Annotated in this window: 20 protein-coding genes and 1 riboswitch; of the genes, 18 read left to right on the forward strand and 2 right to left on the reverse strand. The window is 34.9% G+C overall.

Features of this window, described 5'->3' with window-relative positions:
* Window positions 1-43: 43 nt before the first annotated feature.
* The 13 genes from AN960_RS04055 (at window position 44) to AN960_RS04115 (ending at window position 15,622) form a co-directional block, all read left to right on the forward strand.
* Window positions 44-982 (forward strand): carbohydrate ABC transporter permease, encoded by a 939-nt coding sequence (locus tag AN960_RS04055; protein WP_056467304.1) that lies wholly within the window; start codon window positions 44-46, stop codon window positions 980-982.
* 89 nt (window positions 983-1,071) lie between these two features.
* Window positions 1,072-1,830 carry a carbohydrate ABC transporter permease gene (locus tag AN960_RS04060; protein ID WP_082459363.1) on the forward strand — a complete coding sequence of 253 codons (759 nt, stop codon included), beginning with the start codon at window positions 1,072-1,074 and terminating at the stop codon, window positions 1,828-1,830.
* A 27-nt stretch (window positions 1,831-1,857) separates the two neighbouring features.
* On the forward strand, window positions 1,858-3,123 hold the full coding sequence (locus tag AN960_RS04065) for a Gfo/Idh/MocA family protein (RefSeq protein ID WP_056467223.1): 1,266 nt from the start codon (window positions 1,858-1,860) through the stop codon (window positions 3,121-3,123).
* A gap of 101 nt (window positions 3,124-3,224) precedes the next feature.
* Window positions 3,225-3,944: a GntR family transcriptional regulator gene (locus tag AN960_RS04070; RefSeq protein WP_056467224.1), complete on the forward strand. Its 720-nt coding sequence runs from the start codon at window positions 3,225-3,227 to the stop codon at window positions 3,942-3,944.
* A gap of 67 nt (window positions 3,945-4,011) precedes the next feature.
* Window positions 4,012-5,223 carry an SIS domain-containing protein gene (locus AN960_RS04075; RefSeq protein WP_056467225.1) on the forward strand — a complete coding sequence of 404 codons (1,212 nt, stop codon included), beginning with the start codon at window positions 4,012-4,014 and terminating at the stop codon, window positions 5,221-5,223.
* Window positions 5,220-6,071 carry a tagatose-bisphosphate aldolase subunit GatY gene (gene gatY / locus AN960_RS04080; RefSeq protein WP_056467228.1) on the forward strand — a complete coding sequence of 284 codons (852 nt, stop codon included), beginning with the start codon at window positions 5,220-5,222 and terminating at the stop codon, window positions 6,069-6,071. Before AN960_RS04075 ends, gatY begins: the two co-directional genes overlap by 4 nt.
* A 4-nt stretch (window positions 6,072-6,075) precedes the next feature.
* Entirely contained in the window at window positions 6,076-7,011 is a 936-nt protein-coding gene (locus AN960_RS04085) for a 1-phosphofructokinase family hexose kinase (protein WP_056467230.1), read from the forward strand.
* A gap of 1 nt (window position 7,012) precedes the next feature.
* A complete protein-coding gene (locus tag AN960_RS04090; RefSeq protein ID WP_056467233.1) occupies window positions 7,013-7,945 on the forward strand; it encodes an ROK family protein in 933 nt (310 codons plus the stop codon).
* Window positions 7,946-8,034: 89 nt separating this feature from the next.
* On the forward strand, window positions 8,035-9,186 hold the full coding sequence (nagA, locus tag AN960_RS04095; RefSeq protein ID WP_056467236.1) for an N-acetylglucosamine-6-phosphate deacetylase: 1,152 nt from the start codon (window positions 8,035-8,037) through the stop codon (window positions 9,184-9,186).
* Between the two features lie 328 nt (window positions 9,187-9,514).
* Window positions 9,515-11,866 carry an RNA polymerase recycling motor HelD gene (helD, locus tag AN960_RS04100; RefSeq protein ID WP_056467239.1) on the forward strand — a complete coding sequence of 784 codons (2,352 nt, stop codon included), beginning with the start codon at window positions 9,515-9,517 and terminating at the stop codon, window positions 11,864-11,866.
* Between the two features lie 211 nt (window positions 11,867-12,077).
* Window positions 12,078-13,109 carry an ATP-binding cassette domain-containing protein gene (locus AN960_RS04105; protein ID WP_056467242.1) on the forward strand — a complete coding sequence of 344 codons (1,032 nt, stop codon included), beginning with the start codon at window positions 12,078-12,080 and terminating at the stop codon, window positions 13,107-13,109.
* Window positions 13,106-13,918, forward strand: coding sequence for an ABC transporter permease (locus AN960_RS04110; protein ID WP_056467245.1), 813 nt, complete (start codon window positions 13,106-13,108; stop codon window positions 13,916-13,918). The genes AN960_RS04105 and AN960_RS04110 overlap by 4 nt, the downstream gene beginning before the upstream one ends.
* Window positions 13,919-14,009: 91 nt before the next feature.
* A riboswitch (purine riboswitch) is annotated at window positions 14,010-14,113 on the forward strand.
* A gap of 207 nt (window positions 14,114-14,320) precedes the next feature.
* Window positions 14,321-15,622 carry a nucleobase:cation symporter-2 family protein gene (locus AN960_RS04115; RefSeq protein ID WP_056467248.1) on the forward strand — a complete coding sequence of 434 codons (1,302 nt, stop codon included), beginning with the start codon at window positions 14,321-14,323 and terminating at the stop codon, window positions 15,620-15,622.
* 38 nt (window positions 15,623-15,660) lie between these two features.
* On the opposite strand, the gene AN960_RS04120 is transcribed toward AN960_RS04115, so the two are convergent.
* On the reverse strand, window positions 15,661-16,962 hold the full coding sequence (locus AN960_RS04120) for an O-antigen ligase family protein (protein WP_082459362.1): 1,302 nt from the start codon (window positions 16,960-16,962) through the stop codon (window positions 15,661-15,663).
* A 416-nt stretch (window positions 16,963-17,378) separates the two neighbouring features.
* On the opposite strand from AN960_RS04120, the gene murQ reads away from it, so the two are divergent.
* Both murQ and AN960_RS04130 read left to right on the forward strand, forming a co-directional pair.
* A complete protein-coding gene (gene murQ / locus AN960_RS04125) occupies window positions 17,379-18,269 on the forward strand; it encodes an N-acetylmuramic acid 6-phosphate etherase (protein WP_056467251.1) in 891 nt (296 codons plus the stop codon).
* Between the two features lie 19 nt (window positions 18,270-18,288).
* Window positions 18,289-19,701, forward strand: coding sequence for a PTS transporter subunit EIIC (locus tag AN960_RS04130; RefSeq protein WP_056467252.1), 1,413 nt, complete (start codon window positions 18,289-18,291; stop codon window positions 19,699-19,701).
* Window positions 19,702-19,755: 54 nt separating this feature from the next.
* On the opposite strand, the gene AN960_RS04135 is transcribed toward AN960_RS04130, so the two are convergent.
* Entirely contained in the window at window positions 19,756-20,667 is a 912-nt protein-coding gene (locus tag AN960_RS04135; RefSeq protein WP_056467255.1) for a Gfo/Idh/MocA family protein, read from the reverse strand.
* 450 nt (window positions 20,668-21,117) lie between these two features.
* On the opposite strand from AN960_RS04135, the gene AN960_RS04140 reads away from it, so the two are divergent.
* From AN960_RS04140 to AN960_RS04150, 3 genes are all read left to right on the forward strand, one after another.
* A complete protein-coding gene (locus AN960_RS04140; RefSeq protein WP_056467256.1) occupies window positions 21,118-22,800 on the forward strand; it encodes a long-chain fatty acid--CoA ligase in 1,683 nt (560 codons plus the stop codon).
* Window positions 22,801-23,192: 392 nt separating this feature from the next.
* Window positions 23,193-24,812 carry a sensor histidine kinase gene (locus AN960_RS04145; RefSeq protein WP_286131574.1) on the forward strand — a complete coding sequence of 540 codons (1,620 nt, stop codon included), beginning with the start codon at window positions 23,193-23,195 and terminating at the stop codon, window positions 24,810-24,812.
* A gap of 1 nt (window position 24,813) precedes the next feature.
* The gene (locus AN960_RS04150; RefSeq protein WP_056467259.1) at window positions 24,814-25,608 is read left to right on the forward strand and encodes a response regulator transcription factor; all 795 of its coding nucleotides are present in this window, start codon (window positions 24,814-24,816) and stop codon (window positions 25,606-25,608) included.
* Window positions 25,609-25,691: the final 83 nt, after the last annotated feature.

Consider the following 25,691-nt stretch of genomic DNA (forward strand, 5'->3'; position numbering starts at 1 on the left):
CTTCTCTTTATTTCTCTTAAAAGGAGTGAATACAGTGAAGGAAATGCCTCTACAAGTTGAAATAAAATCAAAAAGTAAATTAAAGATCCCAAGCTTAGCAAAGACGAGAAAACGATCTGATTATCTTTGGGCGTATTTTATGATTGCACCAACAATGATTGGTTTAACAATTTTCTACTTATGGCCAATTATCCAAACGATTTACTTCAGTTTTACGGAATGGGGAGCATTTGGGCAATATGAGTGGACAGGATTGGATAATTATAGACGCATGCTAGAAGATTCTAATCTGTTGCAGTCATTTAAAAATACAGGAATTTATATCATTTTTACAGTTCCAATCGGTATTTTCTTATCGATTCTTATAGCAGTTCTCTTAAACCAAAAAATTAAGGGTAAGTCTGTTTATCGAACACTGTATTTTTTACCTGTTATTACCATGCCAGCAGCAATCGCTATGGTTTGGAGATGGCTATATAATTCTGACTATGGGCTGCTAAATTATCTTTTATCCATCTTTGGAATTAAAGGTCCACAGTGGGTAAGTGATCCGAAAGTTGCACTATATTCAATAATTGTCGTAGCAATTTGGAGTGGGCTCGGTTATAACATGGTTATTTTTCTTTCAGGGCTTCAAGGGATTCCAAAAACATATTACGAAGCAGCGGAAATAGATGGTGCTGGGCCAATCAGGGTCTTCTTTAAAATAACACTACCGTTACTTTCCCCAGTTATATTCTTCGTAACAATCATGTCCTTTATTGGGGCATTCCAAGTGTTTGATTTAATTTTTATGATGATTGGGAAAAGCAGTACAGCACTGGAAAGTACTCAATCAATCGTCTATTTATTTTACCAGCACGCATTCGTGTTAAATGATAAAGGTTATGCTGCCGCAATTGCAGTTTTACTATTAATCATTATTTTAATCATTACAGCGATTCAAATGGTTTTACAAAAGAAATGGGTTCATTATGATTGAAGGAGGAGTAACCATTGGAGAAAGCAAGACTTCAGATCACAAGTAAAACCATCTTAATTCATTTAATTCTAATTGTCGGCGCCTTGGCGATGGTCTTCCCTTTTATATGGATGTTACTAACTTCATTAAAAACTTATGCTGAGTCGATTCATGTTCCGCCTGTTATTGTTCCAAAGCATTTCCAGTGGGTGAATTATAAAGATGTTTTTGATTTACTACCATTCTTTAAATTTATGTTTAACACGCTAATCATTACAGTGATTCGTACTATTGGACAATTATTATTATGTTCTTTAGCTGCATACGCATTTGCGAGAATTGAATTTCCAGGAAGAAATATTCTTTTTTTAATAGCTTTATCGGTTTTAATGGTACCAGGCCAGGTCTTTTTATTGCCACAATATATGATCATGGTGAAATTAGGCTGGTTAAACACTTTACAAGCAGTAGTAGTTCCAGGTCTATTTAGTGCATTTGGTACGTTCCTTTTAAGACAGTTTTTTATGGGGTTACCAAAGGAATTAGAAGAAGCAGCTAGATTAGATGGCTGTAATCATTTCCAAATTTATTGGAAAATCATGCTTCCTTTAGCAAAGCCAGGTTTAGTTGCTTTAGGTATATTTACAACGCTATGGAGCTGGAATGAATTAATGTGGCCAATGATTGTTAATAGCTCACCAGAATCAATGACGTTATCCGTCGGTTTGTCATCACTGCAAGGACAATATCTAACAAATTACCCAGTATTAATGGCAGGATCATTCTTAGCAATTTTACCAATGCTTATTTTATTTATGATTTTGCAAAAACAATTTATTGAAGGAATTGCAGTTACAGGAAATAAATAAAAATCTTACAAAGCTTGGAGGAAACTGATTATGAAAGCAGCTTTAATAGGAGCAGGAAGTAGAGGATTCTATGCATATGGATCATATGCACTACAGTATCCACATGAAATTCAATTCATTGCAATAGCGGAGCCAAATAAAGAAAAAAGAGAAAAGTTTGCGGAAGCTCACAATATCCCTGAGAATATGAGATTTGAAGACTGGACTGAGCTGTTAGAAAAAGAACAGCTATGTGAGGCTCTACTAATTTGTAGCCCAGACCGTAATCATTATAAGCCCGTTATGAAGGCAATTGAAAAAGGATATAGCATTTTATTAGAAAAACCAATGTCACCAGAACCAATTGAGACACTAGAAATAGCAGAAGCAGCAGAAAGGCATAATACATTATTAACGGTTTGTCACGTTATGAGGTATGCGCCATTTTATCAAGCATTAAAAGAAATTGTTGATCGAAAAGTAATCGGTGACATCGTATCAATCCAGTGGAACGAGAATGTAGGTTATTTTCACCAAGCTCATAGTTTTGTACGTGGTAACTGGCGTAATTCTTCTGAATCTAGCTCAATGCTCTTACAAAAAAGCTGCCATGATATGGATATGCTTGCGTGGCTCATTGGTACTGAGTGCAAGAGTGTATCTTCATATGGAAGTTTAACTTACTTTAAAAAGGAAAACGCACCAGAAGGTTCAACATATCGCTGTTTGGATGGTTGTAAGGTGGAAAAGGAATGTCCTTATTCAGCGGCTAAATGGTATTTACATGACCGTGATGTTTGGCCAGCAAATGTCATTTCAGCAAGTTCTAGTCTTGATAGTAGACTAAAGGCAATTCAAGAGGGACCATATGGTCGCTGCGTATATCACTGTGACAATGATGTTGTTGACCATCAGGTAGTTAATTTATTATTTGAAAATGACGTAACAGTTGCATTTGCTATGACTGCATTTACAAATGAAACGTTCCGTAACTTTAAAATTATGGGAACAAAAGGCGAAATAGTTGGAAATGATGCTAAAAATGAAATTGAAGTTAATTATTTTTCAGGTAAGAAGGAATTAATTAAGCCCTCAACTGTAGATGGTGGCCATATGGGAGCCGATACAAGTATTATGGCTGATTTCATACAACGCGTAACTAAGAAGGACAAAGGCAGCTTAACATCAGCGATCGTGTCAGCTAAAAGTCATATGATCGCTTATGCAGCAGAGGAATCAAGAGTTTCGGGAACAATGGTTTCACTAGGTGATTATATGAAAAAATTAAAAATGACAGAAGAGAGAATTTTGTAGAAATTTCTGTTGCGACATAAGGTGGTATCTTTTTCAATATTATGTATAATAGATGTATATTTAACTGGTTATGACAAAGATACCACCTAAAGGAGCTAATCATGGTAGAAAAGGATTCTCGACTTCCGCTTTATTATCAATTAATGGATATTTTATTAGAAAAAATCGAATCAGGCGAACTTGCTGAGAACGATCAGCTACCATCTGAACGAGAATTATGCGATACGTATCAAGTTAGCCGAACAACGGTAAGGCAGACGATGCAAGAGCTTGAAAAACAAAGCTATATTTATAAAGTTCATGGCAAGGGGACATATGTTTCTCCAAGAACGTATAACCAAAGTCTTGTAAAATTTTATAGTTTTACAGAAGAAATGAAAAAGGCAGGGAAAGTCCCAACGACAACGGTCGTTTCTTTTGAAAAAATCAATTGTGATAGTAAAGTAGCAAAGGTCATGGATATACCGGTAGAAGAAGAGGTATTTAAGATCGTTCGGTTAAGACTTGCAGATCAGGAACCGATGTTATACGAGACCTCCTATGTACCCGTAAAGGATTTTAAAAATCTTTCGAGTGAAGAATTGCAACATACGCCGATGTATGAAATCTTCAGAACCCAATATAATGTGAATATTTCTAGCGCTTTAGAAAGCTTTATGGCTGTTAGTGCAAATAAAGTGGAGTCAGAAATGCTAAACATAATCGAGGGTGCACCATGTCTAATGCTTAAACGAGTAACTTATGATCAAAGCAAAGTAATTGAGTATACAATTTCTATTGCAAGAGGGGATAAGTTTACTTATACAGTAGAGTTAAAATAGATACAAGAAGTATCTATTTAACCTAACTGGTAATGATGACATTAACAGTAAAACAGGAGGAAATAGTATGGAGCTATTAAAATCGAGTGAAAATGAGAGAATGAATGTCGGCGCAAGCCATACAGCAAAAGAAATAGCCCAGCAACCTAGATTGTGGAACGAAACAAAGGATATTCTTTTATTTAATAGAGATCGAATTCTTACATTTTTAAAGAGCATTGAAAATAAACACGAACAGTTACGCATTATTTTAACTGGCGCTGGTACATCTGCATTTGTTGGTGACACAGTCCTTCCTTATTTAAAACAAATCGTTAACAACAAAAAAATAGTAGTAGAGAGTATTGCTACGACAAATATTGTGTCAAATCCATACGCTTATTTAAGCAAGAAATTTCCAACAATCATGATTTCCTTTGCTCGATCAGGAAATAGTCCAGAGAGTTTGGCTGCTATTCATTTAGGGGAACAAGTTATAGATGATTTTTATGGAATTGTTTTTACATGTAATCAAGATGGATTACTGGCTCAAAAGAAGAAAAATGATCATAACCATTTGGTCATCTATATGCCAGAAGAAGCAAATGACCAAGGATTTGCAATGACGAGTAGTTTTACAACTATGCTTTTCTCGGCTCTACTACTTTTTAATATTGAACAGGTTCATACATGGGAGAAGAAAGTTGATGAACTTATACATGCTGGTCATTCAATTATTAGCGGGAGCGAGGAAAGTATTAAACAACTGGCGAATTCGTCTTTTCAAAAAGTTGTTTATTTAGGCTCAGGGGTTTTTGAAGGTTTAGCAAGAGAAGCGTCATTAAAATTATTGGAGCTAACAGGCGGGACAATTCCTTCTACTTTTGATACCTCACTAGGTTTTAGACACGGCCCTAAATCCATTTTAGATAAAGATACTGTTGTATTTGTATTTTTATCTTGTAACCCTTATACAAGGCAGTACGATCTTGACATTTTAGAAGAGATTTATAAAGAAACGAATCGAGGTAAAGTAGTGGCGATTTCATCTTTAAAAGATCAGGTAGCGGAAGAATATAGTGATCTTTTCTTTCATGTAGATCTACCGAATATTAGTGAAGATATTTTTCTAGCTTTCCCTTTTATCTTATACGCGCAAACTTTTGCTATGTATAAATCTATTAATCTCGGCTTTTCTCCAGATAACCCTTCTCCATTAGGAGTAGTTAACAGAGTTGTTAAAGGAGTTACGATTCACCCTTTTACAAATGAGATGAAGAATGGAGGAGATTTATCTTGATTACATCAAGAAGTACGGTACTTTTAGAGGCACAATCCAAAGGTTACGCAGTTCCAGCATTTAATATCCATAACCTAGAAACAATGAAAACAGTTTTAGAAACAGCCCAAGAGCTACGTTCACCGGTTATGATCGCAGCTACGCCAAGTACAGTTAGTTATATGGGGGAAGAATTTCTAATTAGTATGATGGAAGCCACAAAAAAAAGATACGATATTCCAATTTGTTTTCATTTAGATCATCATGAAAAAGTTATGGATATTAAAGCTTTAATTGATAGTGGAATTCACTCAGTCATGATTGATGCCTCTCACTATGACTTTGAAGAAAATATTCGAATCGTTCGTGAAGTAGTCGATTATGCTTCTTCATTTGGAGTTGCTGTGGAGGCGGAACTTGGCCGTCTAAGTGGAGTAGAAGATGACCTTGAAGTGGATGAAAAGGATCAAATTTATACAAACCCAGCTCAAGCTAAAGAATTCGTTTCTAGAACAGGAATTGACTCATTAGCCGTTGCTATTGGGACGGCCCACGGTTTATATAAAGGAGAACCTAAATTAGATATTGAACGATTAAGTGCAATCCAAAGAGAAGTTGATATTCCGCTAGTTCTACATGGGGCTTCGGGCTTACCAGATGAATTAGTACAAAAAACGATTAAAAGTGGAATATGTAAAGTAAATATTGCAACTGAATTAAAAATAGCTTTTGCTAATGGATTACGTGGTTACTTAAAAGAACACCCAGATGCCAATGACCCTAGATATTACTTTAAAGATGCAGTAAGAGAAATGAAAATAGTCGTTGCTGATAAAATTAAAATGTGCGGTAGTATGAATCGGGGTTAGAAATATGATTGCTACAATTACATTAAACCCTGCTATTGATATTCGGTATAGTCTTCCCGTCTTCCATTTAGATGGTGTAAATCGTGTTACAGATGTAGATAAAACAGCTGGTGGGAAAGGGCTTAACGTTTCACGTGTATTATCTCAGCTAGGGGCTAAAGTCACTTGTACCGGTTTTTTAGGCGGAAAAGTCGGCGAGTGGATAGCTGATCAACTCCCAATTTACAATTTAACTAATCGTTTTGTAGGAATAAATGGAGAGACAAGATTTTGTTTAGTAATAGAATCAAAAGAAGGTCATACAGAAATTCTTGAACAAGGGCCTGAGATATTGGAGAATGAAAGAGAAGAATTTTTGAAAAATTTTGATACTATTCTAGAATCGAATAACTATATTGTAGGTTCTGGCAGCTTGCCATACGGGATCAACTCTAATTTTTATAAATACCTAATAGAAAAAACAAAACAAAAAGGGAAGTATTTTCTTTTAGATTCAAGTGGAGAATCACTAGCAAATGGCATAAAGGGAAAGCCTTTTTTAATTAAGCCGAACAGAGAAGAGTTTTGCAAGTTGATCGGGTTAAACCAATTATCAATTGAGGATATGATCTTGCATGCCCGGGATATATGTCAAAAGGGTACCGAATACGTATTACTTTCTTTAGGAAAAGAAGGTGCTCTTTTAATTAGCAAAGATGTCACACTGCAGGCAATTGTTCCAACTTTGACAGATGTGCATCAAGTTGGATCAGGAGATAGCATGCTTGCAGGCTTTACCTTTGCGCATTCGAAAGGTTATTCAATTAAAGATATTTTAAAGTGGTCATGTGCCTGCGGGATAGCCAATGCTGCCTCAGAGCGGACTGGATCAGTTGAATTAACTAAAGTTCAACATTACTTTAATCTCATTAAGGTGAAGGAGTTAACAGGGGGTGATTAAGGTGGAAAATATAGTTTGTTTTGATATCGGGGGTACATTTATCAAATTTGGACTAATAAATCGTGATGGGCAAATGGTCTACAAAGATAAGGTACCAACACCTAAAAATAATATACAAAAGCTACTTCCTGAACTTTTAGTTGAGAAAATAAAAAAGCTTCAAAATGATTTTTTAATTGCAGGAATCGGAATCTCCTCGTGTGGTCTTGTAAATCATGAAACAGGTGAAATTTTATTTTCCAACAATATACCCGACTATTCAGGAATGAAGTTGGGCGAAATACTTTTCAATTTATTAAAATTACCCGTTAGTGTTGAAAATGATGTGAAAAGTGCTTGTTTCGGTGAAAAGTGGAAGGGTGCAATTCAAGGGAAGAAAAATGTAGTTTTTTTAACATTAGGAACAGGTATTGGGAGCACCATTATTATAGATGGGAATATTGTAAGCGGATCCCGTCATTTAGCAGGAGAACTAGGTCATACCGTCATCATTAATAACGGACGCTCTTGTGGATGCGGACGGAAAGGGTGCTTTGAAAGATATGCTGCTACTTCAGCGTTAGTAAGTGACTTTATTGATGAAAAGAACAAAATTGGTGAAGTTATAGAGAAAATCTCTGGAGAAGAAATCTTGTCTTTAGTAGAAAAAGGAGATCCAATTGCTACTGGCGTATATAAAAGGTTTATCCGTTATATAAGCATAGGTCTTTCAAATATAGTTCACCTTCTGAACCCAGAGGCAATTATTATTGGGGGAGGAATTGCTGAGCAGGGAGAACAGTTTATTCAGGACATCAACTCTGAGATTAAAAAGGAAACCATGCCGATTTATCATCAAGAAACAACCGTATTTCCTTCGATTCTTGGAAATGATGCAGGGCTGTATGGAGCATGTTACTTAACTTTAAAAAAATTAAACTACTTACACGTATAAGTATTAAACAAACAGGCAGCATCCTATTTTGGTGTTGTCTATTGTTCTTTTGAAAAAGTATACCTGCGAATAATAGAGGGGGAAGAGTTATGAAAGCAATTAAGGTAGATAAGGTTTATACACCCGATAAAGTAATTGAAGCTGGCTATATACTAATAAAAAACGGAAAAATAAATGGAGTAACTACGAATAGACCTGCCTGTGAAATATTAGATTATTCTAGTTTTGCAGCCATTCCAGGCATGATTGATTTACATATTCATGGGATTGCTGGGAATGACACGATGGATGGGAGTATTCACTCATTACAAGAAATGTCTATGTCACTTGCTCGTCATGGAGTTACAGGATTTTTGCCAACTACTTTGACTCATGATTTCGTAAAAATTAAAAAAGCTGTAAAAATCATAAATGAGGCGATGGGACAGACAGAAGGAGCGGAAATCATTGGATCATATGTAGAAGGCCCATACATTACTACTGAGCACCGTGGTGCACATCCGGTCAAGTATATTCGTGAACTAAATACTGATGAGTTAGTTGAACTCATAAAAATTTCCAATAATACGGTCAAAGTAATCACAATAGCTCCAGAAAAAGAGCATGCAGAGAAAGCTATTAAATTGTTAACAGATAAAGGAATTCACGTGTCTATGGGTCATACAAATGCAGACTACGACACAACGAATAACGCAATTGAACATGGGGCAAGAATTTCTGTTCACACTTTTAACGGCATGAGGGGATTTAATCATCGTGATCCTGGGTGTCTTGGTGCCGTTCTAACAAATGATCAATGTTATTGTGAATGTATAGCAGATTTACAGCATGTCCACCCTGGAGCAATTAAACTTTTAGTCAAAGCAAAAGGGACAGAACGTATTTTTTTAATAAGTGATTCAATGGCGGCTGCTGATTTACCAGATGGATCCTATAATCTTGGTACACTAGACGTTATAGTGGAAAATAAAATTGCTCGAACAGTAGAAACAGGTTCATTAGCAGGAAGCACGACTAATTTAATGGAGTGTTTAAAAAATTTAAATGACATTTTAGAGGTGCCTTTAGAAACTATTTTACCGATGGTCAGTCTTAACCAAGCAAAATTACTTAAAATTGAACATGAAGTTGGAAGCATAGAGTGTGGGAAAAAAGCAAATATCGTCTTAATTGATTGTCAGTTTAATGTTCAAGCTACTATTGTGAATGGAGAATTTGTATTTAGGAATAATCATAAATAATATGGCGGGTTTTAATAAAGATGTAAATTTAGCAAATTGAAGTATGTACAGAAGAAATTAATAAATAATAAGGATGACCTTACTATAAGTGATGAAATGATCATTTTTGGGTGGGTCATTTTGATTATTGAGTTTACGAAAATTAGTAATTGAGATGAAATAATGATGATTTCAAACGTGGACTATTGCCTAAAAGATAAAAACGTGGTAGATTAATACAGTATATATAAATAAAAAAATAAAGAGGTCATATTTTCCCTAATTTAATTTTACTATACAAATCCTCTTGAGTCAACCCCCATTTTTATCTTTTAAAGGAGTGCATGAAATGAACAACGAACTTCAAAAAGAACAAGTAAGAGTAAATGCTGTATTAGATCTAATCACGGACAAAATTAGTAAATTAACAGACGAAACAGCCCAACGTAGAAACGAAGTAATCAATGTTCGTAAAAATTTCTGGGATGAGGTTAAAGTCAACACAGATAGTTTTGATGACTATTTAGAGACGGTTATTAGTTTAAGACAACAATCTCAACTTTTGGCGATCGGCCAAATTAATCATAAGCAATCTTCTAACCGACTATCAGCACTTCGTCGGATGAAAGAGGTTCCTTATTTTGGTCGAATTAACTTTACAGAAGAAGGTGTGTCTGAAACAGAGCGTATTTATATTGGTGTTTCAACACTAATGGACGAAACTGGAGAGAATATTTTAGTTTATGATTGGAGGGCCCCAGTATCAAGTGTTTACTATGATTATCCACCTGGTCCTGCTGAGTATGATACACCTGGGGGAAAAGTGAATGGCGTATTAGACCAAAAATGGCAATACATTATCCGCAACGGTGTAATTGAATCAATGTTCGATACAAGTCTCACTATAGGTGATGAGATTTTACAGCATGTGCTTGGTAAAGGAACAAACAAGCATATGAGAAGCATAGTAGCCAGCATTCAAAAAGAACAAAATCAGATCATTCGTTATGACAAAGGTAGATTACTGATTGTTCAAGGGGCGGCTGGTAGTGGAAAGACATCTGCAGCTCTACAAAGGATTGCATATTTGCTCTATAAATATAGAAATTGGATAAAAGCAGATCAAATTATTTTATTTTCTCCTAACGCAATGTTTAATAACTATGTATCGAGAGTTTTACCTGAACTAGGCGAAGAAAATATGCAACAAGTTACATTCCAAGAATATTTAGTTCATAGGCTAAGTGATGCGTTCCAAGTTGAGGATAATTATGAGCAATTAGAATATGTGCTAACTGCTATCGATGATCCTTCCTATAAGACTAGGACTTCAAGCATTCAATTTAAAGCTTCAACTCGTTTCTTTGAGACAATAAAGGCATACAGACAATCACTGGAATCATCTGGAATGGTCTTTAGAGGATTTAAATTTAGAGGTAAACCAGTTGTTACAGCTAAACAAATATATGAAAGATTTTATAGCACCGATCCTTCTTTAAAATTTAACAACAGATTAGAGAAGTTGACGGAATGGTTAAACAAGCAAATCAATGAAATGGAAAAGCTAGAATTGAAAAAAACATGGGTACAAGATGAAATCGAGTTACTCAGCAAAGATGATTATCAAAAAGCATATAAGTACTTACAGAAAAAACAATTTAAAGATAATTCATTCGATGATTACGAACAAGAAACTAAGGTATTAGGTCGAATGGTTGTGCGTAAAAAACTAAAGCCACTACGTGAATGGGTTCGAGGATTGCGTTTCATTGACATAAAAGGAGTCTATAAACAGTTATTTTCTGATCCAACTCAAATTGAACAATGGATTGAAGGAGATACCCCTGAGAATTGGGAAGATATATGTCAGTTAACGTTAAATATGTTAGATGAAGGCAAATTGTTTTATGAGGACGCTACACCGTATTTACTTTTAAAAGAATTAGTTCAAGGCTTCCAATCAAATGTTTTGATTAAATTTGTACTTGTAGATGAAGCTCAAGATTATTCTCCTTTCCAATTTGAATTTTTGAAGAGATTGTTTCCTTCTGCAAAAATGACGGTGCTAGGCGACTTTAATCAAGCAATCTTTGCTCATGCCAGTGAGATGGGTGATTTTAATGTACTTAAAGGCTTATATGGGCCAGATGAAACAAAAGTGATTAATCTGACACGCAGTTACAGATCAACAAAACCAATTGTAGAGTTCACACGTAGACTTATACCTGGAGGCAATCTAATTACGCCTTTTGAACGAGTTGGGGATAAGCCTGTGTTAACACAATTATCTAATCGAGAAGATTTGCACAGCCATATTGCATCTAAAATCGAAGACTTAAAGAAAAGTGAATTTAATACAATTGCGGTCATTTGCAAATCTGCCGAAGAAAGTTTAGATGCATATGAAGCATTAAAAGATGTAGAAGGAATCAAGCACGTGAAGAGAAACTCAGTTGAATATGAACAAGGTGTAGTCATTATTCCTGCATATTTGGCAAAAGGAATTGAATTCGATGCAGTGATTATTTATGATGCATCAGCTCAAGTTTATGGAGATGATCGTCTCCGAAGACTATTCTATACTGCGTGTACACGAGCAATGCATCAATTACATCTATATAGCTTAGGTGAAGCGACTCCTTTTTTATCTAATATTAACTCAGAGTTCCTACTACTAAATCAAACCATAGTACATGACTAAATTTCAGACTGCCCGCCAAATGCTTGCAAACAGTCTGAAAATCAATGTAAAAAAACTTCCCTTAAATTAGATAAGGGAAGTTTTTTTACATTGAACATTGTATCCTCTAGCTTGTAATTATTCGTAAAGAAAATTTTTATTTAAAGTTCATACTTAATTCATAATTAGTCGATATATTCATCTTGTAATAAGTCGTAAAGGAGGAAGTGAATTGGAATATTTAAATAAAAAAATAATTACCCCGAATAATGGAGATTTGGCAGTAGAAGCGAGTGGTTTAGTTAAAACATTTGGTGATAATCGTGCGGTTGATGGAGTGGATTTAAACGTTCGTGCGGGAAGTATTTACGGTGTACTTGGACCAAATGGTGCAGGGAAAACAACCACAATTAGAATGTTGGCTACACTACTTAGACAAGACGCAGGTACTGCAAGCATATTCGGTCATGATGTATTAAAAAAGGCTCATATTGTACGTCAACTAATTGGAGTTACTGGTCAGTATGCTTCAGTTGATGAGTCACTAAGTGCTACAGAGAATCTTATTATATTTTCAAGATTACTAGGTCTAGGTAGAGCGGAAGCGCGAAAGAAAGCAGCGGATTTATTAGAGGAATTTGGCTTAACAGAGGCAGCAAAACGTCCATTGAAAAATTTCTCAGGTGGAATGCGTCGTAGATTAGATTTGGCAGCAAGTTTAATTGCTCAGCCACCACTTATCTTCTTAGATGAACCGACAACTGGTTTAGACCCTCGTACAAGAAATCAAATGTGGGATACTATTCGTCGTTTAGTAAAAGAAGGTTCAACAGTTCTATTAACAACACAATATCTTCAAGAGGCGGATGAACTAGCAGATCGAATTGCAGTAATAGATCGTGGTCATGTAGTTGCAGAGGGTACTGTTGATGAATTGAAAGCTTCGGTTGGTAGTTCATCGTTACAATTAAAAGTTCAAGATTTAAGGGATGTTCAAAAGGCGCGTCAGACAGTAGAACATGTACTAAAAGTAAAATCCAATATCGCATTAGTAGAAGGAAAGATTACTGCCCCTATGGCGGATGCTGACCGAGTAACCGACCTTCTAATTGCCCTACGTGATGAAGGCATCCATCTAACTGAAATGAGTGTACAAAAGCCGACTCTTGATGAAGTATTCCTTACGATTACTGGTAACAGCGTTGAAAATGAAGGAGCAAAGGAGTCAGATAAAACAAAAGAAATGGAGGGAGTGAGGGTATGAGCACATCAATAAAACCGGCTGCTTATCGTCAATTAAAAAATAAAACTAGCTTTAGTCAATCAGTAAAAAATTCATTTACGATGGCTTATCGTGGTCTACTAAAAATTAAGCGTACACCAGAACAATTATTTGATGTTACGTTACAACCTATTATTTTTACACTTATGTTTACTTATATCTTTGGTGGAGCAATCTCTGGGGATGTTAAGAGTTATTTACCAGTAATCATACCAGGAATCTTAGTGCAGACGGTCATTACTACTTCGATTGTTACAGGTGTACAATTGCGTGAAGACATGGATAAAGGTGTATTCGATCGATTCAAGTCGCTGCCGATTGCACGTATTGCACCACTGGCCGGAGCTTTATTGGCGGATACGATTCGTTATACAATCGCTACAGTTCTTACCTTCACAATGGGATATATAATGGGATATCGCCCTGAAGGTGGCTTGGGCTATGTAGTTTTAGCGGGGCTACTTGTAATTGTATGTTCATGGGCGATTAGTTGGATTTTTGCGTTTTTTGGAGTAATTGCACGTACAGCATCAAGTGTACAAGGGATTTCTATGCTAGCACTATTTCCATTAACATTTCTTTCAAATGCCTTTGTACCAGTTGATACAATGCCAAATTGGCTTCAATGGTTTGTAAAAATAAACCCAATTTCACATCTGATCACTGCTGTCAGAAATCTTACGAACGCAGGAACTGCAGGATCAGATCTAATCATTTCGCTTATTGGAGCTGCTGTAATTGTAGCAATTTTTGCACCACTTACTGTAAAAGCTTATATGCGTAGAACATAATAGAAGGTGTTCCGTTAGTTTTTTTCTAATGGGGCACCTTTTCCTGCATTTTCTACTTGAAAATATTGAATAGCATGTGTAACATAATCAAGGTACAAATATATAAATAACTCATATAATCATGGGGATATGGCCCATAAGTTTCTACCGGACGACCAATATAATCGACCGACTATGAGTGAAAGCACATCTAGGGTTCCGCATTATTGTAAGTAAAATGGCTGGTCCGAGCGATGTGGGCACTATCCGTGCTACACCATTAGGGATAAAAACCCAGAAGGACAGGTTTCACTTGAGAGAAACATACTCAAGTGGAATCTGTCCTTTTTTGTTTTATAAAGAGTAATAACTGTACGCCAATCAATATAGATAAATTCAGCAATGACAAGGGAGAGAATCAGATTGTTAAGTAAACAAAAAGCATTTACATTAGGTTTTCAACACGTCATGGCTATGTATGCAGGTGCAGTTGTTGTGCCTCTTATAATAGGTGGCGCGCTTAAACTTACGCCAACTCAGATCGCTTATCTGATTGCAGCAGATTTATTTACTTGCGGTATAGCAACAATCCTGCAAAGCATGGGGACTAAACACATTGGTAGCAGATTGCCGGTCGTTTTAGGATGTACCTTTACGGCGGTAGGTCCAATTATTGCAATTGCATCCTCTTCAAATTTACCGACAGCATACGGTGCAATAATTATTTCCGGGATCTTTGTAGTATTAGCTGCTCCTTTTTATGGCAAGCTTTTAAAATTTTTCCCTACAATTGTAACAGGATCAGTTGTAACGATTATTGGACTTTCCCTAATTCCAGTGGCTATGAATAATGTAGCAGGAGGACAAGGGAGTCCAGACTTTGGTCAAGTACACAATTTATTACTTGCCCTTCTTACACTTATCGTAATTTTAGTCATTAACAGATGGGCTAAAGGATTTTTACGTACAGTTTCTGTACTTGTTGGTTTGGTTGTTGGAACAATTGCTGGCTACGCAATGGGAATCGTTCATTTTTCAAGCGTATCAGAAGCATCGTGGTTTAGTATCGCTCAACCATTCTATTTTGGAGCACCAAAAATCAGTATTACAGCTATTATCACAATGATTATCGTATGTATTGTTAGTATGGTCGAATCAACTGGAGTCTATTTCGCAGTTGGAAAAGCGACTGACCAAAAGGTTAAACAAGATCAAATCGTAAATGGATTGCGTTCAGAAGGTCTTGCAATTATGCTCGGTGGTATATTTAATGCATTTCCTTACACAGCTTTTTCACAAAATGTTGGTTTAATCTCACTTACAAAAGTTAAATCGAGGGAAGTTATTTATGCTGCTGGGAGTATTATGGTTGTTCTTGGATTATTACCTAAACTAGCAGCTTTAACGACTGTTATTCCAAATGCCGTTCTTGGAGGCGCTATGATTGTTATGTTCGGATCTGTCGCGGCTGCCGGTATATCAATTCTTTCAGAAGTCGATTTAGGTAAAGGAGAAAACCTATTAATCGCAGCTTGTAGTATAGCAGTAGGATTAGGTTCAGCCACACTTCCACAAATGTTCGACCAACTACCTGACTTTTTAAAAATGTTAATGCAAAATGGAATTGTGACAGGTTCATTAACAGCAATTATTTTAAACTTATTCTTAACAAAACGAAATGTGGCAGTAGAAGTACAAGCACAAGCTACGAAAAAAATATCATAACCTATACAAAGAGACCCCTATTAATCGTAGGGGTCTTTTTAGTACTTGTTACTAATAAACTTCGATTTTAAATAATGCAAAATCATGTACGAACTAACAACTAACCTAGCTGTACTCCCATAAACGCTAATAAATTTGCCTTGAATAGCTGAAATCTCGATATTAAATTGCATACGTTTCGAATATCGATCCCAACACCCAAGCAGTATGACTGTTAGGAAACCGATTTGCGGAGAGAACACGGGCTCATCAAATACCCCTGTAAACAAAATAATTGGTAGGCCGAGTAAAAAACTGTTAAAAAAACATTTTTTACTGCGCTCAAAAAAGAATAAGTGAATGCATTTTACAATATTTATACTAATTAGTGTTATAAAAGCCAATCCTCCTAATGTTCCGTATTCCGCAAACATACCCAGCAGTAAATTATGTGCATGGGGGATGAAGTGACCATATTGTATTGCATATTCTTGACCAAATCCAATCGGTGTCACACCAAAGAATGGGTGGGTTTTCCATATTGTATAAGCGTTTTTCCAAATATCCAATCTTTTATGCCCTGCTTGAATAACTGAATCGGCTCTTGGCATGATATAGAGCAACCATTTCGAAAAGAGTAGTCCGAAGATTGTACAAACAAAGAAAAAGATTCGATTAAGTCGAAAGATAAAAAGTAAATAAATTAGTATCATCGTCGCAAAGCCAGCTCTTGAACCCGTAAGATAAATTCCATAACTAAGTAGTAGTTGGATTGGAAGCTGCCACGCTAAGTTAATAAAGTGTTTTCTCTCTAAACTAGAAAGTAGGCTGGCAAATAGAAAAGAAATAGCAATTAATAAAATAAAAACAGTGAAATTGGGATTATATGCACAACCAATTAGACGGTTAAAATTCTTAGGTTCAACTTCCCCAAAAAGCACTGTCCCTAATAAATAACCAACAATTTTAGGAAATACAAACCATTTGGATATCCATCCAATTACACAACTATATACGCCTCCAAAGATTATAATCATACGAAATCTCTGAAATAATTGACCTTTCTCAGTTACTAAAATCCTACAATATATTCCCCAATAACCAAGAATCATGATACTGACCAATAAAAATAATATATTTCTAAATAATAGAGCAGCACCAATAGTAGATATAAAAAGGCATAAGAAAAAGTACGAACTAAACGAATAAATAAAACGTTTATTAACAAACCATTGAGTATAGAGTGTACGTAGCCCGATGATCAATAGCAGTGAAATACCTACTGGAGGTAAGAGAAAGCATAGAAGTGCGCTTTTCTCCACTAACGAGAAACTTTTAAAAAACCGTATAAACTTTTTCATTGTATACCCCTAGTTAAGTGACATAAATATCCTTAATCATATGGAGGATGTTGTTTTTTCACTTATAAAATGAATTGTATTTAAGTTAAGTTGCCATGAGATTAACAAACATATTTTAAGTACATAGGTTTAAAATACCACATTAGTTTATTAATTATGTTTTGAAATTGTAAATTGAGACTAAACTTTTATGCCAGACAAATTAAGGTACAAACTTATCGATTTATACATCTTTTAAAAGAAAAATTTATTAGCAAGTAATTTTTATGAATATGAAATTATGTGAACAAAATTTGAATTAAAAATATGAAATTTATTCCTTATGAACTTTTAGTATTGAAATTTTATTTCAAAGATAGTTATAATAAGTATGAAATTAAATTTAGTAATAAAAAATCACTTGAGGTGAAGAAAATATGCTTGAAAATTTAACAACTGAAACAAGAAATGAAAAAACAATGAATTTAGATGAAATGTCTATAGAAGAATTTTTAACCGTAATGAACGAAGAGGATGCTAAGGTTGCCGCTGCCGTTCGAAATGAAATCCCTAATATTTCTAAAGCTGTTGAAAAAATTGTAACGGCTTTCAAAAGTGGGGGTCGCCTGATTTATATAGGTGCAGGCACAAGTGGCCGAATCGGACTTTTAGACGCAGTTGAATGTCCACCTACATTTGGGACAAGTCCAGAAGAGGTAGTTGGGTTAATTGCAGGTGGAGAAAAAGCTTTTATAAAAGCAGTTGAAGGCGCTGAGGATAGCGAAGAACTTGCAATTGAAGATTTAAAGGAAATTAAATTAAGTAAAAATGATATTGTAGTTGGAATTGCAGCAAGTGGTCGCACTCCTTATGTTATTGGTGGTTTAAAATATGCAAAAGAAATTGGTGCTGCTACTGTAGCGGTTAGTTGTAACAAGGGCTCAAAGATTGGCCAAGAGGCAGAAATAGCAATCGAAGTTGTTAATGGACCTGAGGTATTAACTGGTTCAACTAGATTAAAGGCTGGTACGTCTCAAAAGTTAGTGTGCAATATGTTATCTACAGCATCAATGGTTGGTATTGGAAAAGTATACGGTAACCTAATGGTTGATGTTCAATCAACAAATGAAAAATTAGTTGAGCGTTCAAAGCGTATTGTAATGGAAGCAACTTCATGTACGTATGAAATTGCAGAAGAGTATTTAACGAAGTCGAATCAAAGTCCAAAAGTAGCAATCGTTATGATTCTTACTGGATTTAGTTATGAGCAAGCAATTGAGCAATTGAAAAAGTCAGAAGGATTTGTTCGAAAAGCGATACAAAAATAAATTTTAGGGAGAGAAGAAGATGGATAAATATCAAAGATTAGCTTCTGAAATCGCTGATGCCATCGGCGGTACTGATAACGTCGCTTCATTTACAAACTGTATGACACGACTTCGTGTTAACGTTACTGATCGTAGTTTAATCAATGAAGAACAACTTAAAAAAGTTAACGGGGTTTTGGGAACGGTCGATGATGAGACTTACCAAATCATTTTAGGACCTGGTACCGTAACTAAAGTTGCAGAACAATTTGGTCAGCTAAAAAACAGCTCATCAGGAAAACAAGGTACTTCATCAGCGGCTTTAAATGAAAAAGGTTCAGATCTTAAAGCTGAATTAAAAAAGAAAAATAACACACCTTTTAAAAATTTCTTACGAAAAGTCGGTAATATCTTTATTCCACTAATTCCAGCATTTGTTGGTGCAGGTTTAATTGCTGGTATAGCTTCTATTTTGTCAAACAATATTACTGCTCAAAACCTAGATGCAGCAACTTGGTCACAATATGTGACAGTTTTAAATGTAATTAAAAATGCGATTTTTGGTTATTTAGCAATTTATGTTGGTATTAACGCAGCGAAGGAATTCGGGGCGACACCATCCCTTGGTGGAGTAATTGGTGGAGTAACACTTTTAACAGGTATGCTTCCAGATCAACCAATTAAAAATATCTTTAATGGTGATCCGTTAGCTCCAGGACAAGGTGGTATTATTGGTGTACTACTTGCAGTCTATTTATTATCACTTTTAGAAAAACAATTACGTAAAGTTATTCCAGATTCTATAGATATTATAATTACGCCTATGATTGCTTTATTAGTAGTAGGTTTGCTAACAATTTTCTTCATCATGCCATTTGCAGGATTTATTTCTGATAACTTAATTGGCTCAATTAATTGGATTATTTCAAAAGGAGGTATGTTAGCAGGGTTTATATTAGGTATGGGATTCTTACCATTAGTAATGTTAGGTTTACATCAAGTATTAACACCAATTCATATCGAATTAATTAATACAACTGGTGCAACTGAATTATTACCAATGCTTGCAATGGCGGGTGCTGGACAAGTAGGAGCAGCTTTAGCATTATGGTTACGTTGCAAAAAGAATAAATCATTATCAAATATGATTAAAGGTGCTCTTCCAGTAGGTATTTTAGGTATTGGTGAACCATTAATTTATGGTGTTACATTACCTCTTGGTCGTCCATTTATCACTGCATGTATCGGTGGTGGTATTGGAGGGGCAGTAATTGGAATGTTTGGTAATATTGGAGCAATTGCAATTGGTCCTTCAGGTGCAGCGTTAGTTCCACTTATTGCGCACGGAATGTGGCTTCAATATGTGATCGGATTACTTGCTGGTTATGCTGGTGGTTTCGTTCTTACGTATTTATTCGGTACTCCAAAGGATGCAATGGCTGAACAAGAATAAATAACAAATATAACCCGAATAATTAGACCTCTAAAGTCTACTATTCGGGTTTTTTTAATGTTCATTTGAATCAATATACTGAACGATTCTTTCACAAATTTGATGAGTGATTAAGGAATCATTTATTGAAGGGTCTGGGGTTTTATTCTGTTCTATACAGTCAAGAAAGTGATCAACTATTTGGAAAAACCCACGTTTATATAAGGTTGGTTCCCAATCACCGAATTTCTTAATATTGATTTCTTTATTATGATAATGAGTTGTTTCGACTAAACTACTTACGACATATTTATTTTGCGGTGTCATATATTCAATCATTTCTTCCGTAACACCATTGTTTCTATTCATGATTCCGATAGCCGTGCATCCTTCACCTATAAGATGAATGACTAGGTGTTCGAGCATAGTATCTTTTTTCAAGAAATTGATTTTTAAATCCACTACATTAGTGGACATTAAATACCTAAGTGTATCCACAACATGAATAAAATCCTCTACAACAAATCTTCTGGTATGTTCAGGAAAGTTAAATCTATTTTTTTGCATGATGATTAAGTTAGCCTTTCCATGCATAGTAAGCTCTCTTACTCTTGGGGTAAATCGTCTATTGAATCCAACCATCGCTATTGTTCCTTGTTCTCTGGCTAGATTTACAATTTGTTCAGTTTCTTTAAAGTTCAACGAAATAGGTTTATCAATATAAACGTTTATACCATTTAATAATAACTTTTTAGTGATCATATAATGAGCTTCCGTAGCTGTACTAACAAACGCTGCATCAATATTCTTTTCTAACAATTCATCTACTGTATTAACAGTTTCATTGATTCGATACTTGTTTGATAAATGGTCTAGTGTTTCATTTCTTCTTGTACATAGCACCAACTCAATCTTTTCTTTTTCAGAAAGAACCGGCAGATAGGCCTTCGCAGCTATATCTCCTAAACCGATTATTCCAATTCTCATATGCTAACACCTCGCTTGTTATTAATTGAAACATAGAAAAGTGGTAAAGTAAGTAATAGTATGTAATTTTACTTAAAAAATTTTGGAATTAAACATTTCAGTTAACTTAAAATGTTTTTTTTAATTTTCAAAAAACTATTTATTCATTTAAGCTTTTCCATTATAATAAGGTCTAAAGTTGATCTTGATAATGATTTACTATTCCATTTTCCATTCTATTTTTCCTTTCCACACTAAACTTGGCAATTACCTCACTTTGCAATTTACTTTCAAATAATTTAAAAAATGCTATTAAAAGCGAATAGTTTGTAAGCGGTTTCTAATGGAGTGATTATATATGAATTATTACCCTGAATTTTTTTGTTAATGACTAAAATTTCATACATATAAAAAAGACTGTCAGTATTAAAACTTAATATAAAAAAGGTATATAAGCGAAAGGGGAAAACGATGAGTACTTCACATTTTGCATATTGGCCAAAAAGGGTTTCTAAATCTTTAACTTTACCTGAGACAACACTCTACGATAATTTAGTCGTTTCGGCAAAAAGATATCCAAATAAAACTGCAATAGAGTATTATGGCGCTTCAAAAACGTATAAGCAACTTCTTGAAGAGGTTGATCATTTAGCGGGGTATCTTGAGCACAGGTTAGAAATATCCCCAGGTGAACGCGTAATGCTTTATATGCAAAACTCACCACAATATGTCATCGCTTTTTATGCAATATTAAGAGTAAGAGGAATTGTAGTACCAATTAACCCGATGAACACCACTGATGAACTTGAATTTTACATAAATGATTGTGAAGTTAAAACTGCAATCATTGGCCAAGAACTATCCCCTCAAATTGAACCTTTACAAGCTACAACTGGATTAGAGAATTTAGTAGTTGCAGTCTACTCTGAATACTTACCATCAATTCCTTTAGTTTCCGATTTAGCGGCTGAAATAACTGAGTCAAAGAAAATTTATCAAAGCGAAAATATATTTTATTGGGAAGATGCTATACAAACACAGTTCATCCCATCACTATATGAAGGTACTTCAGAAGATGTTGCAGTTCTTCCTTATACTTCAGGAACAACAGGTTTACCAAAAGGCTGTATACACACACATAAAACGGTACAAGCAAATGTAGTAGGATCTGCCGTTTGGATGAATATTTCTGCAAATGCCGTTAGCTTTTCAACCTTACCTCTATTCCATGTAACAGGAATGGTTCATGGAATGCATACACCGATTCTTACCGGTTCAAGTATGGTATTGCTAACGAGATGGAATCGAAACCATGCATGCAAACTGATTGAAAACTATCAATGTACCCATTGGGTAAATATTAGTACAATGCTAATCGACTTTTTAGCAAATCCGGTTTTAAATACAGATGATATAAACTCTCTTGTAAATATTGCAGGTGGTGGGGCACCTCTTCCGGAAGCAGTAGGTGAGCAGCTATTCCAATTAACAGGTTTAAAGTTCGTAGAAGGCTATGGTTTATCAGAAACAATTGCTCAGACACATTTTAATCCGCCAGATCGACCAAAACTTCAATGTCTTGGAATTCCATCATTTGATGTAGATGCCAGAATTATCGAGCCAATTACAATGAAACAGTTAGGTGTTGGTGAGGTTGGTGAGATCGTTGTTAATGGACCACAAGTATTTAAAGGCTACTTTAACCGACCAGAAGAAACAAATGACGCCTTTGTTGAAATAGACGGAAAACTATTTTTCCGTACAGGAGATATCGGGCGGTTTGATGATGAAGGGTACTATTTTATCGTTGATCGTGTTAAAAGGATGATTAACGCGTCAGGTTTTAAAGTGTGGCCAACCGAAGTGGAAAATCTACTATATAAACATCCAGCCATTCAACAAGCTTGTGTTGTTAGTAAGCCTGATGAAAAAAGGGGTGAAACAGTAAAGGCATATGTGATCCTAAATCCTAATTATTTAGGCAAAGTAAGTGAGGATGACATTATTGATTGGTCAAAAGAGCATATGGCTAACTACAAATATCCGAGATATGTCGAATTTATTGATAAATTACCAACTACTGCAAGTGGAAAAATTTTATGGAGGACTCTTCAGGAAACAGAATGGAGTAAAGTTGAACAATTTAAAGAGTGAGAAACGTCAAAAATTCGGAAAAAGGGTAAATGAATAGTAAATAAGAAAATGAAAAGGGAAGCCTCAACATCATATGTTTAGGTTCCCTTTTTTCGTGTTGATTTTTATTTAACTAATTATCATTATCGAAACATTGCCCTTAATCGATCTGGTAGTTCTTACTAGAAAGTTGTTTTTAATATTCAGACTAATGCTAAATATAGTATGATGAATTTTAAAGAAAACCCTTACATTAACTTACTACTGAAAAGGTGATTACAATCGTAAAAATAAGATTACAGTTAAGAAAATTAAACACTTTACGAAATCAGATATTGGCTGTCTTCTTGATTGTTATGGTGATTGTTTTATCCATTGTATCCATTATGGTATATAACCAAGTTGGAACTTTAATGAAAGATACAACAGAGAAGCAAATCAAACAAACAGCCGTAGAAGCTAATGGAAGAATGGAAACCTTGTATAAGCAAATTGACACTTTATCAAATCAATTAATGACAAATGAGACGGTTCAACAGATATTACTCGGATTGAAAAACGGAGAAAGTGTTGATTTTGCCAAAAGACAATCATTAATTAGAGTAATAAATAACTCTTTAGCTTACTCAAATGGAATCTCTTCTTTTGAGCTATATTCTTCGGAAGGAAATCGTATTTTTCCATTCGGTGAAAAAAGTATATCTAGTGTAATCGATGAGAAATGGGTAAAGGAAGCAGAAGCCGAGAAAGGAAGATTAGTGTGGGTAGGGAAAGATCCTAAAAATAGTAACTATTCTTATGCAATAAGAAGGGTAAGTTTAATGGATCGATGGTTTTCAAACGGAGGATATTTAGTAGTAAGAATTCTTAATAGTTACTTTCAGGTTGAAGAAAGTAATTTATCTCCTGGGGAGAAGGATTACATGATGCTTCTTGACAGGGACTTAACACCGATAACAGATAATTATGGCATTAATATTCAAAAGTTTCTATCAGAAGGATACGAATCGATAAAGTTAAATAAAAAACATTATATGATTGTTACACAACCATCTACAAAAACAGGCTGGACCCTTGTTATTTTAAAACCTACAAGCTTTTTAAATGAGGCAGTAACACCGGTAAGAAAAGCGACTCTTTTATCTGGTGCGATTGGATTTATCATTTTTGTCGTGTCATCAATTATTCTAGCAACAATGATTACTAGACCAATAAAAAAACTTACAAATACAATGAAGAATGCGAAAATGGATGAGCTGAAAATTAACAAGGAAAGCGCAGCTTCATTAGAAATTATTGAATTAAATAGAACGTATAACCAGATGGTAGAAAATACGAATCATTTAATACAGGTCGTATATGAAAAAGAATTACTACGTAGTCAAACTGAGTTGAAGGCGCTACAAGCCCAAATTGATCCGCACTTCCTTTATAATACGCTAAATGCACTTTACTGGTCTTTAGATGATAGGGGTGAGGAGGATTTAGCTGAAATAGTGATAGCAATGTCAGGATTATTTCGCTATACAATCGGCAATGCAAACAGTAGTGAATGGGTAACTATACAAGCTGCTCTCGACCAAATTGAACGTTATTTACAGATTATGAAAATGAGATTAGGAGAAAGGTTACTATGGGAGATATCTGTTGAGCCAAATCTACTAACTATTAAAATCCCAAAATTACTAATCCAACCTTTAGTTGAGAACGCCATCATGCATGGTATTGAAAGTAGTCGGGAACAAGGGATTGTTTTAGTTAAGATTAAAAGGATTAATGATTCATCTAATTTATTAGTGACTGTTCAGGACAATGGACCGGGGATTAATAGAGAAACTCTTAATGCCCTTAATCTAGCAATTAAAAATGATAATGTATCATCCTTTAAGGGGATGGGTATGGCGCTTACTAATGTAAATAAAAGAATTAAATTATATTACGAGGGATATGACTTAAGTGGTCTTCGTTTAGAAAGTGAGATTGGCAAAGGTACAACTGTATTATTCGAAGTTCCAGACAAAGGTGGGGAATAATTTGGATACAAAAACAATTCTAATTGTTGATGATGAACAAGCGACTAGACAAGGTTTAAAAAAAACATTAGAGAAATGGTCAAATGGTAAATTTGAAATTCTTAGTGCGGCAAATGGTCAAGAAACATTTGAACAGATGAGCAGAACAAAAATTCATCTATTAGTAACTGATATTTGTATGCCTGAAATGAATGGTTTAGAGCTCTTAAAAAACCTAAAGGATAAAGGCCATAAGTTTGTTTCAATTATTATTTCTGGACATCCTGACTTTGAATATGCCCAGGAGGCTATTCGTCTAGGCGTTGTAAATTATTTATTAAAACCGGTAAGTAAACAAAAATTAATTGAGGCTATTGAGCAAGCGCTTGAAAAGGAAGCAAATATTGAACGGATTGAATATATGGAAAAAGTGACTGATCAAAAATTATTAAAACTAGATCAAGTTTCTAATCGCTCTAACTCAATTAACGGAGCAAAGACCTTTATTAATGAAAATATTAGCAACCAAATTTCATTAAAAGAAGTTGCGGAAGCGGTACATCTAAATGCTAGCTATTTTAGTGTGTTATTTAAAGAGCAAGTGGGGTTAACATTTAGTGAGTATTTGACTAGAAAAAGGTTGCAAATTGCAAAAAATCGACTACTGACAACAGATTTGCAAATTGAAGAAATTGCACTAGAAGTAGGCTATCAGACGGCTAAATATTTCATTAAGATCTTTAAGGATTACGAGGGTATTACCCCTAGTAAATTTAGAAAAGTGTCAGAACTTGATGATTCCCTAATCCAAAAATAGTGGAATTTTATCCAATCGTGGTTACCTTACCGCGGTTTTTTTTTAGTGCTAGAATTTACTTGTAACGAAAAATTCAAAAAAAT

It is taken from the genome of Bacillus sp. FJAT-25509 (genome assembly GCF_001420605.1).
Classification (GTDB): Bacteria; Bacillota; Bacilli; order Bacillales; family Bacillaceae_G; genus Gottfriedia.

Bases quoted from the DNA above. Each gene is read 5' to 3' on its own strand.
- murQ (WP_056467251.1), top strand. From the start codon at position 17,379: ATGCTTGAAAATTTAACAACTGAAACAAGAAATGAAAAAACAATGAAT.
- AN960_RS04110 (WP_056467245.1), top strand. From the start codon at position 13,106: ATGAGCACATCAATAAAACCGGCTGCTTATCGTCAATTAAAAAATAAA.
- nagA (WP_056467236.1), top strand. From the start codon at position 8,035: ATGAAAGCAATTAAGGTAGATAAGGTTTATACACCCGATAAAGTAATT.
- AN960_RS04055 (WP_056467304.1), top strand. From the start codon at position 44: ATGCCTCTACAAGTTGAAATAAAATCAAAAAGTAAATTAAAGATCCCA.
- AN960_RS04135 (WP_056467255.1), bottom strand. From the start codon at position 20,667: ATGAGAATTGGAATAATCGGTTTAGGAGATATAGCTGCGAAGGCCTAT.
- AN960_RS04130 (WP_056467252.1), top strand. From the start codon at position 18,289: ATGGATAAATATCAAAGATTAGCTTCTGAAATCGCTGATGCCATCGGC.
- AN960_RS04070 (WP_056467224.1), top strand. From the start codon at position 3,225: ATGGTAGAAAAGGATTCTCGACTTCCGCTTTATTATCAATTAATGGAT.
- helD (WP_056467239.1), top strand. From the start codon at position 9,515: ATGAACAACGAACTTCAAAAAGAACAAGTAAGAGTAAATGCTGTATTA.
- AN960_RS04060 (WP_082459363.1), top strand. From the start codon at position 1,072: ATGGTCTTCCCTTTTATATGGATGTTACTAACTTCATTAAAAACTTAT.
- AN960_RS04145 (WP_286131574.1), top strand. From the start codon at position 23,193: ATGAAAGATACAACAGAGAAGCAAATCAAACAAACAGCCGTAGAAGCT.
- AN960_RS04140 (WP_056467256.1), top strand. From the start codon at position 21,118: ATGAGTACTTCACATTTTGCATATTGGCCAAAAAGGGTTTCTAAATCT.
- AN960_RS04085 (WP_056467230.1), top strand. From the start codon at position 6,076: ATGATTGCTACAATTACATTAAACCCTGCTATTGATATTCGGTATAGT.
- AN960_RS04120 (WP_082459362.1), bottom strand. From the start codon at position 16,962: ATGAAAAAGTTTATACGGTTTTTTAAAAGTTTCTCGTTAGTGGAGAAA.
- AN960_RS04075 (WP_056467225.1), top strand. From the start codon at position 4,012: ATGGAGCTATTAAAATCGAGTGAAAATGAGAGAATGAATGTCGGCGCA.